Annotated in this window: 15 protein-coding genes; 10 read left to right on the forward strand and 5 right to left on the reverse strand. The window is 59.6% G+C overall.

All coding sequences use genetic code 11. The features are described from left to right. Window positions 1-66: 66 nt before the first annotated feature. Entirely contained in the window at window positions 67-1,011 is a 945-nt protein-coding gene (locus tag P3T40_RS17945; RefSeq protein WP_429269069.1) for a LysR substrate-binding domain-containing protein, read from the forward strand. A gap of 39 nt (window positions 1,012-1,050) precedes the next feature. Here P3T40_RS17945 and P3T40_RS17950 read toward each other — a convergent pair whose 3' ends face one another. Further along, window positions 1,051-1,914 carry an alpha/beta fold hydrolase gene (locus P3T40_RS17950; RefSeq protein ID WP_429269070.1) on the reverse strand — a complete coding sequence of 288 codons (864 nt, stop codon included), beginning with the start codon at window positions 1,912-1,914 and terminating at the stop codon, window positions 1,051-1,053. Window positions 1,915-2,217: 303 nt separating this feature from the next. Between P3T40_RS17950 and P3T40_RS17955 the strand changes: the two genes are divergently transcribed. Together P3T40_RS17955 and msrA are read left to right on the forward strand one after the other, a co-directional pair. Next, window positions 2,218-4,167, forward strand: a complete 1,950-nt coding sequence (locus tag P3T40_RS17955) for a putative bifunctional diguanylate cyclase/phosphodiesterase (protein WP_429269071.1) — start codon at window positions 2,218-2,220, stop codon at window positions 4,165-4,167. A 153-nt stretch (window positions 4,168-4,320) separates the two neighbouring features. Continuing rightward, window positions 4,321-4,824 (forward strand): peptide-methionine (S)-S-oxide reductase MsrA, encoded by a 504-nt coding sequence (msrA, locus tag P3T40_RS17960; protein WP_429269072.1) that lies wholly within the window; start codon window positions 4,321-4,323, stop codon window positions 4,822-4,824. A 52-nt stretch (window positions 4,825-4,876) separates the two neighbouring features. Here msrA and P3T40_RS17965 read toward each other — a convergent pair whose 3' ends face one another. Further along, window positions 4,877-6,232 (reverse strand): epoxide hydrolase family protein, encoded by a 1,356-nt coding sequence (locus P3T40_RS17965; RefSeq protein WP_429269073.1) that lies wholly within the window; start codon window positions 6,230-6,232, stop codon window positions 4,877-4,879. Window positions 6,233-6,400: 168 nt separating this feature from the next. Beyond that, the gene (locus tag P3T40_RS17970; RefSeq protein ID WP_429269074.1) at window positions 6,401-6,967 is read right to left on the reverse strand and encodes a thioredoxin family protein; all 567 of its coding nucleotides are present in this window, start codon (window positions 6,965-6,967) and stop codon (window positions 6,401-6,403) included. 203 nt (window positions 6,968-7,170) lie between these two features. On the opposite strand from P3T40_RS17970, the gene P3T40_RS17975 reads away from it, so the two are divergent. The 6 genes from P3T40_RS17975 (at window position 7,171) to P3T40_RS18000 (ending at window position 11,513) form a co-directional block, all read left to right on the forward strand. Further along, on the forward strand, window positions 7,171-7,542 hold the full coding sequence (locus tag P3T40_RS17975; protein ID WP_429269075.1) for a GFA family protein: 372 nt from the start codon (window positions 7,171-7,173) through the stop codon (window positions 7,540-7,542). Window positions 7,543-7,735: 193 nt separating this feature from the next. Then, window positions 7,736-8,056, forward strand: a complete 321-nt coding sequence (locus P3T40_RS17980; RefSeq protein WP_429269076.1) for a DUF4148 domain-containing protein — start codon at window positions 7,736-7,738, stop codon at window positions 8,054-8,056. A gap of 78 nt (window positions 8,057-8,134) precedes the next feature. After that, window positions 8,135-9,178 carry an alpha/beta fold hydrolase gene (locus P3T40_RS17985; RefSeq protein WP_429269077.1) on the forward strand — a complete coding sequence of 348 codons (1,044 nt, stop codon included), beginning with the start codon at window positions 8,135-8,137 and terminating at the stop codon, window positions 9,176-9,178. Between the two features lie 216 nt (window positions 9,179-9,394). Further along, window positions 9,395-9,985: a TetR family transcriptional regulator C-terminal domain-containing protein gene (locus P3T40_RS17990; RefSeq protein WP_429269078.1), complete on the forward strand. Its 591-nt coding sequence runs from the start codon at window positions 9,395-9,397 to the stop codon at window positions 9,983-9,985. After that, on the forward strand, window positions 9,982-10,881 hold the full coding sequence (locus P3T40_RS17995; protein ID WP_429269079.1) for a haloalkane dehalogenase: 900 nt from the start codon (window positions 9,982-9,984) through the stop codon (window positions 10,879-10,881). Before P3T40_RS17990 ends, P3T40_RS17995 begins: the two co-directional genes overlap by 4 nt. A gap of 236 nt (window positions 10,882-11,117) precedes the next feature. After that, window positions 11,118-11,513 (forward strand): hypothetical protein, encoded by a 396-nt coding sequence (locus P3T40_RS18000; RefSeq protein WP_429269080.1) that lies wholly within the window; start codon window positions 11,118-11,120, stop codon window positions 11,511-11,513. 165 nt (window positions 11,514-11,678) lie between these two features. Here P3T40_RS18000 and P3T40_RS18005 read toward each other — a convergent pair whose 3' ends face one another. Together P3T40_RS18005 and P3T40_RS18010 are read right to left on the reverse strand one after the other, a co-directional pair. After that, complete coding sequence (locus P3T40_RS18005) at window positions 11,679-12,080, reverse strand: VOC family protein (RefSeq protein WP_429269081.1); 402 nt, start codon at window positions 12,078-12,080, stop codon at window positions 11,679-11,681. A 326-nt stretch (window positions 12,081-12,406) separates the two neighbouring features. After that, window positions 12,407-13,258, reverse strand: coding sequence for a TetR/AcrR family transcriptional regulator (locus tag P3T40_RS18010; protein WP_429269082.1), 852 nt, complete (start codon window positions 13,256-13,258; stop codon window positions 12,407-12,409). Here P3T40_RS18010 and P3T40_RS18015 point away from each other — a divergent pair. After that, window positions 13,236-14,387 carry a serine hydrolase domain-containing protein gene (locus P3T40_RS18015; RefSeq protein ID WP_429269083.1) on the forward strand — a complete coding sequence of 384 codons (1,152 nt, stop codon included), beginning with the start codon at window positions 13,236-13,238 and terminating at the stop codon, window positions 14,385-14,387. The genes P3T40_RS18010 and P3T40_RS18015 overlap by 23 nt on opposite strands. Window positions 14,388-14,447 lie beyond the last annotated feature (60 nt).

The following is a 14,447-nucleotide window of genomic DNA, read 5'->3' on the forward strand; positions in this document are numbered from 1 at the left end:
ATAGATCGGTACGATTGCGTTGACTAGCCGTACAATCAGGCATGAAACGTTGAGCGATTTAGGATAATGAACACTTCGGGCCTAGGCGAACTGGAAGCGGTATTGGCCGTTGCGCGTCATCGCAGCTTTCGTGCGGCTGCGACTGAACTGGGCGTTTCGACGTCTGCACTCAGTCATGCGGTGGCCGCGCTGGAGTCGCGTATTGGCGTGCGCCTCTTCAATCGCACGACGCGTAGCGTGTCGTTGTCGGAGGCGGGCACGCAGTTCGTCGACAGCGTGGCGCCTGCGCTTTCGACCATCCGCGGCGCAATCGAACGAGCGGGCAGCTTTCGCGACACGGTGTCGGGCACGCTGCGCATCAATACGTCGGCAGGCGCAGCCACGCAGGCGATGCCGCTCTTTATCGCGTTCCTGCAGCGGTATCCGGATGTCAAACTCGATATCGTCACCGAGGGGCGTTTGATTGACATCGTCGTCGAGGGATTCGATGCGGGTATCCGTCTTGCCGAAACGGTGCCGCGCGACATGATCGCGGTACCGTTCGCCGAAAAGCTGCGTTTCGCCGTCGTGGCCAGCCCCGCATACTTCGCGCAGCACAAGCCGCCACGCACGCCGGTCGATTTGCAGGCGCACCGCTGCATCCGCGTGCGGATGCCGAGTGGCTCGATCTATCAGTGGGAGTTCGAGCGGCACGGCGAAGCCATGCGTATTGACGCAAAAGGGGCGCTGACGCTGGACGAGCCGGGTCTGATGATGCAAGCCGTGCGCGCGGGGCTTGGCGTTGGTTATCTGAGCGAGTGGAATGTCGCCGCCGATCTGCGGGCCGGCACGCTGGTGCGGGTACTCGAAGACTGGACCCCGCCGCTCGACGGCCTCTGTCTATACTATCCCGGCCGCGACCACGTGCCGGCCGCATTGCGCGCGCTGATCGAGACGATTCGTGAATATGCAGACGCGCAGCGGGCGCGTCCGTCTTCAAAGGGCAGGGCGCGTGGCGCGCGGCGTTCATAAAACATCGCGCTCCTTAGCACCCGCCCGCGCCAACCTCGCTCACGCTTCTTCGTCGCTTTCAGACAAAAACTGCGCGACATGCGTGACGAAACGCTCTGGATACTGATAAAGCGAGCCGTGGTTCGCATCCGGGTAGATGATCAATTGCGCGTTTGGAATGTTCTGCTGCAGGATCCACGAGTTGATCGAATAGATGATCACGTCGTTGTCGCCGTTGACCACGAGCGTCGGCTGAGTCAGCGCATGCAGATAGTCATACGGGTTTTCGCGCGGTGCGCCCCATTTTGCGAGCGCGGCGAGTTGCGCCGGCGCGACCTTCTCGTTGGCTTCCGGATCGCGGTTCTCGTTGCGCAAACGGAAGCGCTGCAGGAACTTGCGGCCCGCGGCCTGGCTCGCCTCCGACGGCGAGAAATGCACGCGAAGCCACAGGTGATCCGGCTCTGCGTAGCTCGCGCCAAAGATCTCCTGAGCTTCGGGCGTGAGCGACTCCATACTGTCGCCGCTGCGCGGACCAGTGCCGACCAGGATCAGGCGGCGGACGAGTTTCGGTTCCGCTAGCGCCAGGGTCTGTGCAATCAGACCGCCCATGGAAAAGCCCAATACGTCGACCTGCGTGAGACCGAGTGCCCTGATGAACGCCGCAGCGTTGGCGGCCATTTCTTCGATCGATTCGGGCACCTCGCCGGAGGTGCTGGAGATGCCGGCGTTGTTGAACAGGATGACCTCGCGGCCCTGTGCAATACCGTCGGTGACAGCCGGATCCCAATGATCCATCGTGCCGGTGAAGTGAATGTTGAACACAAGCGGCACGCCCCGTGTCTTGCCGAAGCGCCGGTATGCAAAGCGAATGCCGTTGGCTTCCACATATTGGGTCGGAGCGGTTTGATGGCTATGGCTGGTCACGGCTGTTTCTCCGGAGTGGGTTAATCTGGAATCAATCTAACGTCAAAGTTATTTGACATATCTGTCATGTATGGAGCGCGCTGGGTGCGGGTTGGTAATGCGTCGCTGCCTGATGCGTAATCTAGACGGTGCTTGCGCGAAGCGAAAAGACTTTGTGGGTCAAGGTGCATGCCTGGCGGGCATGGCCTTCCTGGCGAGAGCCGGTGGAGTCTTCAGCACGCCAAATTAACCTGATGATTGGCGTTTACGTAATAATTGCGATAGATGTCTGCATCGATCCATTAACCCCAAAATGCGTAGGTCATGGCTTTCAGCGAACCAAGGTCTCCGTTTTTCAAATGGGTCGTCTCTTCCGCTCAACACCTGAGCGTGGAAAATCGGCAAATATTACTTGCCAATCTATTCACGCGAACCGCGTCCATCGTGTTTGCGTCGATCTGCGAAATCAGTGTCTGCGCGACTGCGTTCTACCTCTATCCTGACCGTCACCTTTATGCCTTTTGGGGCAGCGTAGTCGTCGCGCTGCTAATCGCGCGTCTGAGCTTGATTTATGTGTGTTCCAGACAGAGCGCGCGGGGCCTGCCTACGCCCACGTCGGCGTTTCTGTTCGCCAGCATGCTGTGGAGCGCGGTGTTCGGCTTCGGCAGTCTGCTATGCAATATCAGCGGCGACCACACACTTTTTCTGCTCGGCAACGTCTGCGCTGTGGGGGTGATTGGCGGGCTGGCAGGGCGCAATGCCGGCACGCCCCGCCTCGTGCTGATTCAGATCACCCTCATTCTTGGACTATTAGGGTTGGGGGCGGCGCTGTCCCCTGGCTCGGGCAAGCTCGTCCTGTTGTTCCAGGCACCGTTCTGTGCGGCTGGCTTTTTTACGGTCGCCCTGCGCAGCAATCGCGACACCGTTGCGCTGCTGATGGCGCGCGAAAGCAGCCATCGCCTCGCGCGTCACGACAGCCTCACTGGCTTGCCCAATCGCGCACGCATCAGCGAACTGCTGCTGGAGCGCACCGAGGCCGGTTATGTGAAACCGGAACAATCGTTCGCGGTGTTACTGATCGATCTCGACGGTTTCAAGGCCATCAATGACAGCCTGGGTCATGCGGCCGGCGATGAGATCCTTCAGGAAGCGGCGGTGCGCTTGCGTGAAATACTGCCGGCGGGCGGCCTGGTCGGACGTCTCGCTGGCGATGAGTTCGTGGCCATCTCCGATGGTGCTGCGCATTCCAACGACGTCCATGCGTTGGCAGGCCGTATCGTCAAGACCCTGGCGCGCCCGTTCGTGCTGACCGAAGCACGCGTGCATATTGGTGCGAGCGTTGGCGTTGCGCTCTATCCGCAGCACGGCAAGACCGGACCGCAATTGCTGATCTGCGCGGATCGCGCGCTGTACGCGGTCAAGCGCAACGGCAAGAGTGCGTTTGCTGTATTCGATGCGGACAAGCATGCTTCCGACGAGAGTTTGAGTCTTCTGCGCAGCGATCTGGAAGGCGCCATGCAGTCTTTCAGCGGTTTGCGGATGGAGTACCAGCCGATCTTCGATCTGAGCGACGGCACCATCTCGGCCCGCGAGGCCTTGCTTCGCTGGACGCATCCGACCCGCGGCGAACTGTCTCCGATTTCCTTCATTCCGACCGCCGAGCGCACCGGTCTGGTACTCGCGTTGGGAGAGTGGGCGTTGCTGCAATCCTGCACGGAAGCCGCGGCATGGCGCGAACCGGTTGCTGTCGCAGTCAACGTGTCGCCCGTGCAATTGCGCGAGGAATCTTTTGCCGCGACGGTTGCGTCGATTCTTCGGAAAACGAACTTATCGCCGGAGCGCCTGAACATCGAGGTCACAGAATCCGTGCTGCTGAGCGACGATAGCGCGACCCGGCGTAACGTCGCGCAACTTCGCTCGCTGGGCATTGCGCTTTCGCTCGATGACTTTGGAACCGGATTTTCGACGATGTCGACGCTCGTGCGTTTCTCATTCGACAAGCTCAAGATCGACAGTTCCTTCGTCATGGACGCGGTTCATCGCCGCGAATCCGCCGCAGTGGTGCGGGGGATTGTGGCTTTAGCGCGGGAAATGGGCATGCCCACCACTGCGGAAGGCATCGAGACGCCGGAGCACCTGGAATTCGTACGTGCCTGCGGATGCACTCACGCCCAAGGCTTCCTGCTTGGAAAGCCGGAACGGGCGGACCGGATTCCACATCTTGAAGAGACCTTCGCCGAACCGGGTATCGACAAGGGGCAGGAGGTCGGCTAGCGGCGTCGCTCGCCCCGTCGGCAAAGATGGTTGAACTCTGGCATGCTGCCGGGGTGCCGCCGCCGGCAAATCGGTCGAGGAACCGCCCGGCAGGCAAACTAACTTGTGATTTGTGTACTCGGTAGAGTCACGCCACTGATGGAGATGAATGAAATGACGACGCAAACCGAAACCGCCCTCCTGGCCGGCGGGTGTTTCTGGGGCATGCAGGACCTGCTGCGGCGCTACCCCGGCGTGCTATCCACGCGGGTCGGCTACACGGGCGGTGACGTGCCTGACGCCACGTACCGTAACCATGGCACCCACGCAGAGGGTATCGAGATCGTATTCGACCCGAGCAAGATCAGCTATCGTCAGATCCTTGAATTTTTCTTCCAGATTCACGACCCGACAACCAAAAACCGCCAGGGCAACGACGTTGGGATGAGCTACCGCTCGGCCATCTTCTATCTAAGCGATGAGCAGAAACAGGTGGCGCTGAACACCGTGGCGGACGTCGATGCATCCGGCCTCTGGCCCGGCAAGGTCGTCACCGAGATCGCTCCCGCGGGCCCGTTCTGGGAGGCCGAGCCGGAACATCAGGACTATCTCGAACGCCTTCCTGACGGATACACGTGTCACTTCATCCGGCCGGGCTGGAAATTGCCCGCGCGTTAAGCCAATAGGCCGCGCGGCGCACCCAGCCTGCCGCCGCGCCAGCGCCGCCCAGTTAGGTCCGCAGCGGTCTCAAACCCGCACGGACTTCTTCGGCAAATAATTGCGGCTGTTCCCATGCCGCAAAGTGTCCGCCTTTATCGACCCTGTTGTAATAGATGAGGTTGTGATATGCCCGCTCTGTCCAGCTTCGCGGAGCCTGGTAGTTCTCGCGAGGAAAGACGCTTATGGCAGCCGGGACAGATATATCGGCGGCGGCCGTGAAGTTGAAGTGCGATTCCCAATAGAAGCGCGCCGCGGAAATTCCCGTGTTCGTCAACCAGTAGAGCGTGATGTCGTCGAGCAGGTCGTCTCGTGTCAGCGCGCCTGCGGATTCTCCATTGACGGGGTGCCCAAACACGGCTGAGGTCAGCGCCGCCGCCGGCTGAACATAGCCGTCGCCGTGATCGAGAAGCCAGCTTGCCAGCGCAACGGGCGAGTCCGACAGTCCGTAGAGCGTCTGTGGCCGCGTGCCCTGTTCCAAGGCGTAAGCGCGCCGCTTCTTGGCGGCGCTGCTCAGTTGCTCGTAAGCGTGCTTTTCGTCGTCCGAAAGGGCGGCCGGCGGGGGATCACCGGCTTGAAGCGCTTTCACAATCTCGGGCGGAACAGTCGCGGGGAAGTTGACGTGGATGCCCAGCAATTCCGGCGGAGCCTGTTTGGCCATCACGTTGCAGACAACGCCGCCCAGATCGCCGCCTTGCGCGGCAAATTTCTCGTAACCAAGACGCTTCATTAGCACGACCCAGGCACGCGCGGTGCGCTCAGGATCCCAGCCGGTCGTAGTCGGTTTGCCAGAAAATCCATAACCGGGCAAAGACGGAATGACCAGATGAAACGCATCCGACGCGCTCGCGCCATATGCCGTGGGCTTGGTAAGCGGATCGATAATCTTGAACTGCTCGATGATCGAGCCGGGCCAGCCGTGTGTGACGATGAGTGGCATCGCGTTTTCATGTTTCGAACGAACGTGGATGAAGTGAATGTCCAGTCCGTCGATCTCAGTGACGAAATTCGGCAACGAGTTCAGCTTTGCTTCGCACTTGCGCCAATCGTAATCGGTCGACCAGTGGCGCGCGAACTCCTGAATCATCGCGAGGGGCACGCCTTGCGAGTCATCGGTGACCGTCTCCCGCTCAGGCCACCGGGTCGCTTTGATGCGTCGGCGCAAATCGATCAGTTGCGCTTCAGGCACATGCACGCGAAGTGGACGAATAGCGGTCTTGTCGCCGCTCGTCGGCGGCGCTGCGTCGGTGATAGCTTGATTCGTTTCGGCGAAAGCGAGTTGGCTCAATGAGCCCGCCGCTACGGCTGCCGCGGCTACGCCAATGAAACGGCGGCGCGATGGCACCTGGAGAGGGGTGTTGTCTGGCATAAGGTTTTCCGATCAGTGATACGGTCTTTTCAACCAGTTTCTGAACCAGCATAAGAAGGATTGCTTATCGTATTGTAGTCAGCAAGCAACCCGATAGCGATCCAATAGAAAGCGGGGCGATTGCAATGTTGCGTATCGCCTCGTAGCCCGGATGCATTGCGATACGAATCACGAATTCTCGGCCAGCAAGGCCTTGATCTTCGCCTCGGTCTGGTCGTAGTCACCTTCGCCGAAGTGTGTGTAGACCACGCGTCCTTTCTTGTCGACCAGATAAAACGCCGGCCAATACTGATTGTCGTAAGCGCTCCACGTTGCATAGTGGTTGTCCTGTGCTACCGGGTACGTAATGCCGAGGCGCTTGATGGCCTTCTGGACGTTGTCCGTGTCGCGCTCGAACGAATACTCGGGCGTGTGGACGCCGACCACCACCAGGCCTTGGTCCTTATATTTGTCGTTCCAGGTTTTGACGTAGGGCAGTACGTGGATGCAGTTGATGCAGGTGTAGGTCCAGAAATCGACCAGCACAACCTTGCCGCGCAACTGCTGCATGGTCAGGGGATCGCTATTGAGCCAGTGATTGATGCCGGTGAATTCGGGCGCTACCTGATTTACGACGGAACCGGAGGCACTATCGGCCGCGGGGCTTCCAACGAAACTTGCGATGGCCGTGGCGCTGCTTGCCACGGCTGCAACGGCGAGGGCGATGGTCGCGGCGGTTTTGAGTCGGGAGAACATGTCAGAGTCCTTTAAAGGGGGAACCGGGCGGGCATTCCAGTGATGAGCGATGACTGCATTTGAACGTCCGTTCGTATCTGGCATGTGTCGTCAAGGGGCCCGGGTGCAATGTTTTGTGTCAGGGAAGCGCCCAGATACATTGCGATACAAAGCGCCGCGTGTAGCAGGCTATAAAGCAGCCATTCCTACTGCGGAGAGCACCTATGAGCACCGAATTGCTGCACGGATCCTGTCATTGCGGGACCGTGAAATTTGAAGTCCTTACTGCCGTCGTCCCCGCTACGCGCTGCAATTGCAGCCTGTGCCGGCGCAAGGGCGCGTTAATGACGCCGACGTTCGCTGCAGGCGAACTGAAGATACTGAGTGGTGAGGATTCGCTGACGCTGTACCAGTTCAATACGCGCACGGCGAAGCACTACTTCTGCAAGCATTGCGGCATTTATCCGTTCCACCAGACACGTAAGGATCCGCAGCTCTGGCGCGTCAACATCGGTTGCCTGGAAGGCGTCGATCCGTATTCGCTGGAGGCCAGCGTGGCCAATGGTGCCAGCCTGTCCGTCGTGGAAGATGCATGAGGCGGTGAGGCTCTTTGTATCGCAATGTATCTACATCGACGGTGATTACATAACGTTGCACTGGCGCCGTCTCGCAGACACAAACCAGATACGTCCACGGGTTCTAATACTTTCAGGCCAGATGTTCTGGCTTCGCAAGCCAGACATTCCAAGGGACGCTTGCTGGAAAAACTCTTTTTTCAAGGTGGAAATAATGAAAGTCATTCAATCGCTGTTGATCGCTGCTGTGGTTGCTCTTCCCGCGCTTTCGTTTGCACAATCGAATCAGCCGCTTACCCGCGCCGATGTACGTGCGCAACTGGTCGAACTGGAAAAAGCCGGCTACAACCCGAACGGCGATCAAACGCAATATCCGCAGAACATTCAAGCAGCAGAGGCACGCATTAACGCGCAACATGCGCTTGTGGCGTCATCGTATGGGCCGTCGGTCACCGGTACTTCGGGCTCGGGTTCGGGCACGCACGACGCCGGGTCGAAAGTGATCGGTCTCGGCCCGATTTACGCCAAGCCGTGAGGCCGGTCGACATTCATCAAGAGCCTGTGTAAATCGGGCGCTGCGCAAGCTGTAGCTAATCTTTGAGGAGAATCTGCAATGACGGAAGAGATCAATACGCGACGTCGTCGTCTGCTGGGCACGACAGTAGCGGGCATCAGTTTGCTGGAGTTGAGCCTAAGCGGACTCGCCAACGCGCAGTCGAATGACGCGACGGGCGGCACGAAGGGTGCAACGCGCGTTGCTTCGTTCGACAACATTCGCCAGATCAATGCCGGGACGCTCAATATCGGTTACGCGGAAGCGGGCCCGCAGAACGGACCCGTGGTCATCCTGCTGCACGGCTGGCCATACGATATCTATAGCTTTGCTGAAGTGACGCCGATCCTGACAGCCGCCGGCTACCGGGTCATCGTCCCGTATCTGCGCGGCTATGGGTCGACGCGTTTTCTGTCCGCAGATACGCCTCGCAACGGGCAGCAGTCTGTTGTCGCAGTCGACGTCATTGCATTGATGGATGCATTGAAGATCGACCAGGCGATCCTTGGCGGCTTCGATTGGGGCGCGCGCACGGTCGATATCGTTGCGGCGCTGTGGCCGCAACGGGTCAAGGCGATTGTGTCGGTGAGCGGCTATCTGATCGGAAGTCAGGCAGCCGGCAAGGCACCGCTGCCGCCGAAGGCTGAACTGCAGTGGTGGTATCAATTCTATTTCGCAACGGAGCGTGGCTACGAGGGTTATCAAGCGAACCGCCACGACTTCAACAAGCTGATCTGGCGTCTCGCGTCGCCCAAGTGGAATTTCGACGATGCGACCTACGACCGCTCGGCCGAGTCGTTCAACAATCCTGATCATGTCGCGGTGGTGATTCACAACTACCGCTGGCGACTTGGGCTGGCCCAGGGCGAGCCGCAATACGACTCGCTTGAAGCGCGTCTGGCGACAGCGCCGGCTATCTCCGTGCCGGCCATCACGATGGAGGGCGATTCCAACGGCGCACCGCACCCGGAGCCGGCAGCCTACGCGAAGAAGTTCACCGGCAAGTATCAGCACCGCAACATCGACGGCGGCATTGGACACAACTTGCCACAGGAAGCGCCGAAGGCATTTGCCGACGCCATCATCGACGTGGTTCGCCTCTAACCGGATCGGCAGAGGGCAGCGAAACGGGCCTCTTGATTCCCTCGCAGAAGGTATGCAGCGCAGCCGCTACGCGGGCCTCTGATTCAGCAACGGTCAAAGCTACGTTTTGGCTGTTGCTGCACATCCGGCGGCTCATCACGGCCCTTCAAAATAGCGCTTGACAGCGGAATACGCACGACTGTATTTTAGACAGATACGCACGAGTGTATTCCCGCCATGAGCAAACCATCGTTTCGCGAAGACATCCTTAACGCCGGCCTCAAGGTCATGCTCCAGACGGGGTACGAGGGGGCGAGTGTGCGCGACATCTGCGCGGCCGCAGGCGCTCCGCACGGCTCCTTCACCAATCACTTCCGCTCCAAGGAGGCGTTTGCGGAAGAGGTGCTCGACCGTTATTTTGCTCACACCAAGGGCTTGGTCAAAGAGGCTCTGGACGATACGTCGCTGACGCCCCGGCAGCGATTGAAGCGGTATCTGGACATCATTAGCGGCGTCCTGGCCGACGACAAGTGGAATCGCGGTTGTCTGATCGGCGACTTCAGTCTCGAGACCGCCTCGCAAAGCGATCTCTTGCGCGAGCGGCTCGAGGCCATATTCCAGGAGTGGCGCGCTCCCTTCGCCGCATGCATCGCCGAGGCTCAAAACGCCGGCGAAATGGATTCGGCGTTCGATCCGCTGGATCTCGCCGAATTCCTCCTCGCCTCATGGGAAGGCGCCATTCTTCGGATGAAGGTTGAACGCGGGCCGGCCGCACTGGACCGCTTCAAGAACATCGTTTTCCAAACTATCTTCAAGGAGCAAAGATGACTGCGCTTTTTGATGTCGAATTGGCTCATGTGAATGTGCTGGGTTCGACGATGGCCTATCGGGAAGCGGGCGATCCCGAGGCACCGGTCGTGCTTTTTCTGCACGGCAACCCAACTTCGTCGTACATATGGCGGAACATTATCCCGCTGGTTGCGCCCGTGGCGCATTGCATCGCACCGGATCTGATTGGCTTCGGCCAATCGGGAAAACCGGATATCGAGTATCGGTTCGCCGATCATGTGCGATACCTCGATGCGTTTCTTGCTAACGCTGGAATCTCGTCGGCGTTCGTCGTCGCGCAGGACTGGGGAACGGCGTTGGCCTTTCACCTCGCGGCGCGCAGGCCCGAGTTTATCCGCGGGCTTGCGTTTATGGAGTTCACGTGGCCGATGCCAACCTGGAATGATTTTCACGTGGATGCCCGCGAAATCTTCCAGAAGTTCAGGACGCCCGGAGTGGGTGAAAAGCTGATACTTGAAGACAATGCATTCGTGGAGCAGGTTCTTCCCGCGGCAACCGTGCGAAAACTGACCGAGGAAGAAATGTCGGTGTACAGAGCACCTTTTCCGACTCCGGAGTCGCGTCGACCCACCTGGCGTTTCCCGAATGAATTGCCGATAGCCGGAGAACCGGCGGATGTGTACTCGATCCTGCAGGAAGCGCATCGTGAGCTGGCACAGTCGTCGTATCCGAAGCTGCTTTTCACAGCGAATCCGGGCGCTCTGGTCTCCCCATCCGTCGCCGAAATTTTTGTGAAGAACATTCAGGATTGCGAAGTTGTAGAGTTAGGCGCCGGCATTCATTATCTGCAGGAAGATCATCCTGATGTTATCGGGAACACCGTCCGTGAGTGGTTAATCAGACTTGGGGTGGGTTCGGACCAGTGCAAAGGTTGAGGAAATCCGGCATACATCCGAAGAGCGTGATAGCAACTTCCGCATGTGACGATCCTCCTGTAAGGGGCAGCCCGGGGTAGAAAAGTGTCCGAAAGCGAGATAGATTGATCGTAGCAATAGACGCGGGCTGGTGTAGCGATTGCTGGCGCGACCGAAAGCGGCGATCAAACACGCCGACAAGCGGTGTGCAGGCTATCCAGCGTGACGACAACGCGTCTTCAGAAGAGGGGGTAACTATGGGCACGCAACTGAGCCATCGCTGCAAGACCTCGCTGTATCGACTGATGTCCGGCCACGCGCAGGACAAAAGTATTGTGTTTCTCATGGCCGCCAACCGCGACGCCGCGCGCAAGGAAGCGACGGACGCGCTGGCTGCGATCCATGGCATCGCGCCCGACAATGTATGTCTCTACAACCTCGCCTCGTTCCGCGAGCTGATCGATAGCGGCGTCAGCGAAGATGAGGATTTGCGCATCTTCGAGGTGGCCTGGGAAGGCCCGAACGTCAGCACATGGGCGACACACCCGCTTTTCCTGACTGATGACGCCACTCTGCTCGGCAAGTGGGCCGAGTTGTATTCGGACCTCGCGAGGGAGCTGGCTACCAGCGCTATCAAGCGGGCGCGAAGTTAAGCCGCTGGCCTTGCGCTTGCAGGCGGCGCTCATTGGCGCGTTGGTTAACGTTAACGCTTACGGCAGCTCCACAAGAACTGCGTTTTGGCCTGGATACCTTGGCTTTCCGGGTTCAACCGGATCGTTGCCGAGGCGTCTCCTGATCATTCATGAGAGAAAACTCTTTTAGAACAGCTTTTGCCATTGATCCTGCTTCTGCATATCCGCGCGAGTGTTGACCTCAATCATCACGCCACCCGGCGAGCGGCAAAAGAACCGCGATCCACGCGAGTTGTTGAAGACCTCCGTTTCCATGCGGACGCCACCTTCCAGGAATTCCTTGTAGAGGGTATGGACGTCATCGAGGCTGTCTACCTCCAGGCCGAAGTGGAAGTTTGTGGGCCAAACCGGCACTTCCTCAGCGACGTGGTCCAGAACGATGTCAAAACCGTTCCGTTTGAGCAGACAGCTCTGCCCTACGGCGACGATCTCGCAGCCGAGGTATTTTTCGAAAAATGCAGCCGTCTCGGCTACCTTGGTAGTGGGGAAGCTCAGGTGGTTCAGCTTCGCTTCTTTATGAAGGTTCATGATCGATCTCGCAGAGAGGTTGGAATGTGCTGTAGTGAGAGCGGTCACTGATCCGCGCCCTGTGTGGCTGTACGGCCCGAGTGACCTCCCACAGAGATTATTTTGCGAGTAATTGCTCGATTTTTAAACTCGCATTGGACAGGGACTTTGCCTGGAGCGTGAGGGCCAGCACAGACGGGGCTTTCGCGGGTCTGCGGCGACACCGATATGAACAATTGCTCGCATTTATGAGGCCGCGCAGAACGGTGCCCGATATCCTGGCGTCAGGATGCGCGGTAACGACCGGACGACCCGCGAAGCGGGCGTGACGCGGCTCGGAGCGTCGCCTATTTCCTGACCCGTGACTTTTCGGGCTGACGATCCACGATCCCCAGGTATCCGAGTAGCGCACGGCCGACACGGGATTCCAACGCTGCGCGGTCCACTTCGCCGCGCTCTCCCGCCGCGTCGACCATGGCACGCAGAATGGCGAGGAGGTCGTCGGTGGCTACCTCAGTGCTCGGCTGCTGCGGAATATCGTCATGGTCCAGAATTTGCCGGATCAATTCGCCAAACGCGGCGTTGTCTTTCGCCAGCTCCTTGGCGATAGCGGGGCGGTTTTCCTCGAAGTCGAGCGCGCGCGCAAGCACGGGACGGCGCAGTTGCTGGTGGACTGAGACGGCAATCAGGTAATTCAATGCCCGCTGACCGGTTGGCTGGCCGAGCGCACCTTTAGCCTCTACGAGGAACACGGCATGCTCACGCTTGCTGAGGGCAACGATGATCGCATCCTTGCCGGGGAAGTACTGATACAGGGTGCCAACGCTGACACCCGCGCGCTGCGCGACGAGATTGGTATTCAGGCCGTCCAGTCCTTTGCTTTCGAGCACACGCGCCGCTGCCTCCAGAATTGTAGCCACGGTCTGTTCGGCGCGGGACTGCTGGGGAATCTTGCGCGGCTTTAATGATTGACGCCTGTTCGTCGTCACGATGCGACCTGATAAAAAGCGAGTATTGACTCGGATTCTACAGCGCAACAAACGCCGTGCCTTAACACGTCTTGTGACGATGCCGCGTCCGAGCGCACAGCGTTTCGCGGATTGGGGCAAAATGGCACGACCCGTACCACGGGCAATGCCGCGTACGGACTTCCAATTACGAACGCAGGAGGCAAGCATGAGTTTTGACGGTTCGGCCATCAAGGCACTGCTGGACGATGCAGTTTCGAAGGGCGCCATTCACGGCATTGCGGCCGTGGTCGTTGACCGTAGCGGCCAGCTGTTCCATCACGCCGCCGGCGAAGCCGGCCAACACGCGATGTTCCGCAACGCCTCAATGACGAAGGCCATTGCCACTACGGCGGCACTGCAGTTCGTGGAGAAAGGGGTGTTGAGCCTCGATGCCACGGTCGAATCGATTTTGCCGGAGTTCGGTCAGTTGCAAGTGCTGGACGGCTTCGACGGCGACAAGCCACGCCTACGCCCTCCTGCCAGCAAGGCCACGGTGCGCCAACTGATGACGCACTCGGCCGGCCTCGGCTACTTCTTCCTCAACGAGAACTTAAAACGCTACCACGAGCTCACGGGTGAGCCGCATCCTCTCACCGGACTGAAGCGCAGTCTCTCGATACCACTCGTCAATGATCCCGGCACGGCCTGGGAGTACGGCACCAACACCGACTGGCTCGGGCTCATTGTCGAGAAACTATCGGTTCAGAGTTTGGGCAGCTACCTAAAGCAGCATGTGTACGGGCCGCTCGGAATGAACGACTCGACCTTCGTGCCCAGTGCCGAGCAGCGTGGCCGGCTGTTGCGCGTGATGCAGCGCCAGGCTGACGGCACGCTCACGCCTTCGGGGATCGATTTACCGCCGACCTCCGAGTGGGACGCTGCCGGCCACGGGTCCTACGGCACGGTGCAGGACTACGGCCGCTTCCTGCAGGCATGGCTCAACGATGGAGCCGGCATCCTCGAACCGGCCACCGTGCGGATGGCGCTGCAGGACCACCTCGCGCCGATCAAGCTTCCCGAGGCGATGACGCCCACGGTGCCCGAACTGTCGAACCTGGTGCCCCCATCACCGGCACCGCAGAGCTGGGGGCTGGGCTTCTGCCTCACGCTCGCCGACCTGCCGGGCATGCGCAGCAGCGGCACTGCCGACTGGGCCGGCATCTTCAATTCGTTCTACTGGCTCGATCGTTCCAGGGGCGTCGGCGCGGTGCTGATGACGCAAATCCTGCCTTTCTTCGACATGCCTGTCGTCGAGACGCTAATTGGCTTCGAGACGGCGGTGTACCAGCAGGTGGGGGCGGCCGTACCGGCGGCATAACACCAGGGCGAGAGGTGAGGCCGGGACCGGCCGCATGTGTGCGTCAGCCTCATGCGGTCG

This window comes from Paraburkholderia sp. EB58 (genome assembly GCF_050436665.1).
Classification (GTDB): Bacteria; Pseudomonadota; Gammaproteobacteria; order Burkholderiales; family Burkholderiaceae; genus Paraburkholderia.

What these genes read in the sequence shown, in the direction of transcription:
- P3T40_RS17955 (WP_429269071.1), top strand. Translation starts at nt 2,218, where the DNA reads ATGGCTTTCAGCGAACCAAGGTCTCCGTTTTTCAAATGGGTCGTCTCT.
- P3T40_RS17945 (WP_429269069.1), top strand. Translation starts at nt 67, where the DNA reads ATGAACACTTCGGGCCTAGGCGAACTGGAAGCGGTATTGGCCGTTGCG.
- P3T40_RS17990 (WP_429269078.1), top strand. Translation starts at nt 9,395, where the DNA reads ATGAGCAAACCATCGTTTCGCGAAGACATCCTTAACGCCGGCCTCAAG.
- P3T40_RS17975 (WP_429269075.1), top strand. Translation starts at nt 7,171, where the DNA reads ATGAGCACCGAATTGCTGCACGGATCCTGTCATTGCGGGACCGTGAAA.
- msrA (WP_429269072.1), top strand. Translation starts at nt 4,321, where the DNA reads ATGACGACGCAAACCGAAACCGCCCTCCTGGCCGGCGGGTGTTTCTGG.
- P3T40_RS17970 (WP_429269074.1), bottom strand. Translation starts at nt 6,967, where the DNA reads ATGTTCTCCCGACTCAAAACCGCCGCGACCATCGCCCTCGCCGTTGCA.
- P3T40_RS17965 (WP_429269073.1), bottom strand. Translation starts at nt 6,232, where the DNA reads ATGCCAGACAACACCCCTCTCCAGGTGCCATCGCGCCGCCGTTTCATT.
- P3T40_RS18005 (WP_429269081.1), bottom strand. Translation starts at nt 12,080, where the DNA reads ATGAACCTTCATAAAGAAGCGAAGCTGAACCACCTGAGCTTCCCCACT.
- P3T40_RS18000 (WP_429269080.1), top strand. Translation starts at nt 11,118, where the DNA reads ATGGGCACGCAACTGAGCCATCGCTGCAAGACCTCGCTGTATCGACTG.
- P3T40_RS17995 (WP_429269079.1), top strand. Translation starts at nt 9,982, where the DNA reads ATGACTGCGCTTTTTGATGTCGAATTGGCTCATGTGAATGTGCTGGGT.
- P3T40_RS18010 (WP_429269082.1), bottom strand. Translation starts at nt 13,258, where the DNA reads ATGGCCGAACCGTCAAAACTCATGCTTGCCTCCTGCGTTCGTAATTGG.
- P3T40_RS17980 (WP_429269076.1), top strand. Translation starts at nt 7,736, where the DNA reads ATGAAAGTCATTCAATCGCTGTTGATCGCTGCTGTGGTTGCTCTTCCC.
- P3T40_RS17985 (WP_429269077.1), top strand. Translation starts at nt 8,135, where the DNA reads ATGACGGAAGAGATCAATACGCGACGTCGTCGTCTGCTGGGCACGACA.
- P3T40_RS18015 (WP_429269083.1), top strand. Translation starts at nt 13,236, where the DNA reads ATGAGTTTTGACGGTTCGGCCATCAAGGCACTGCTGGACGATGCAGTT.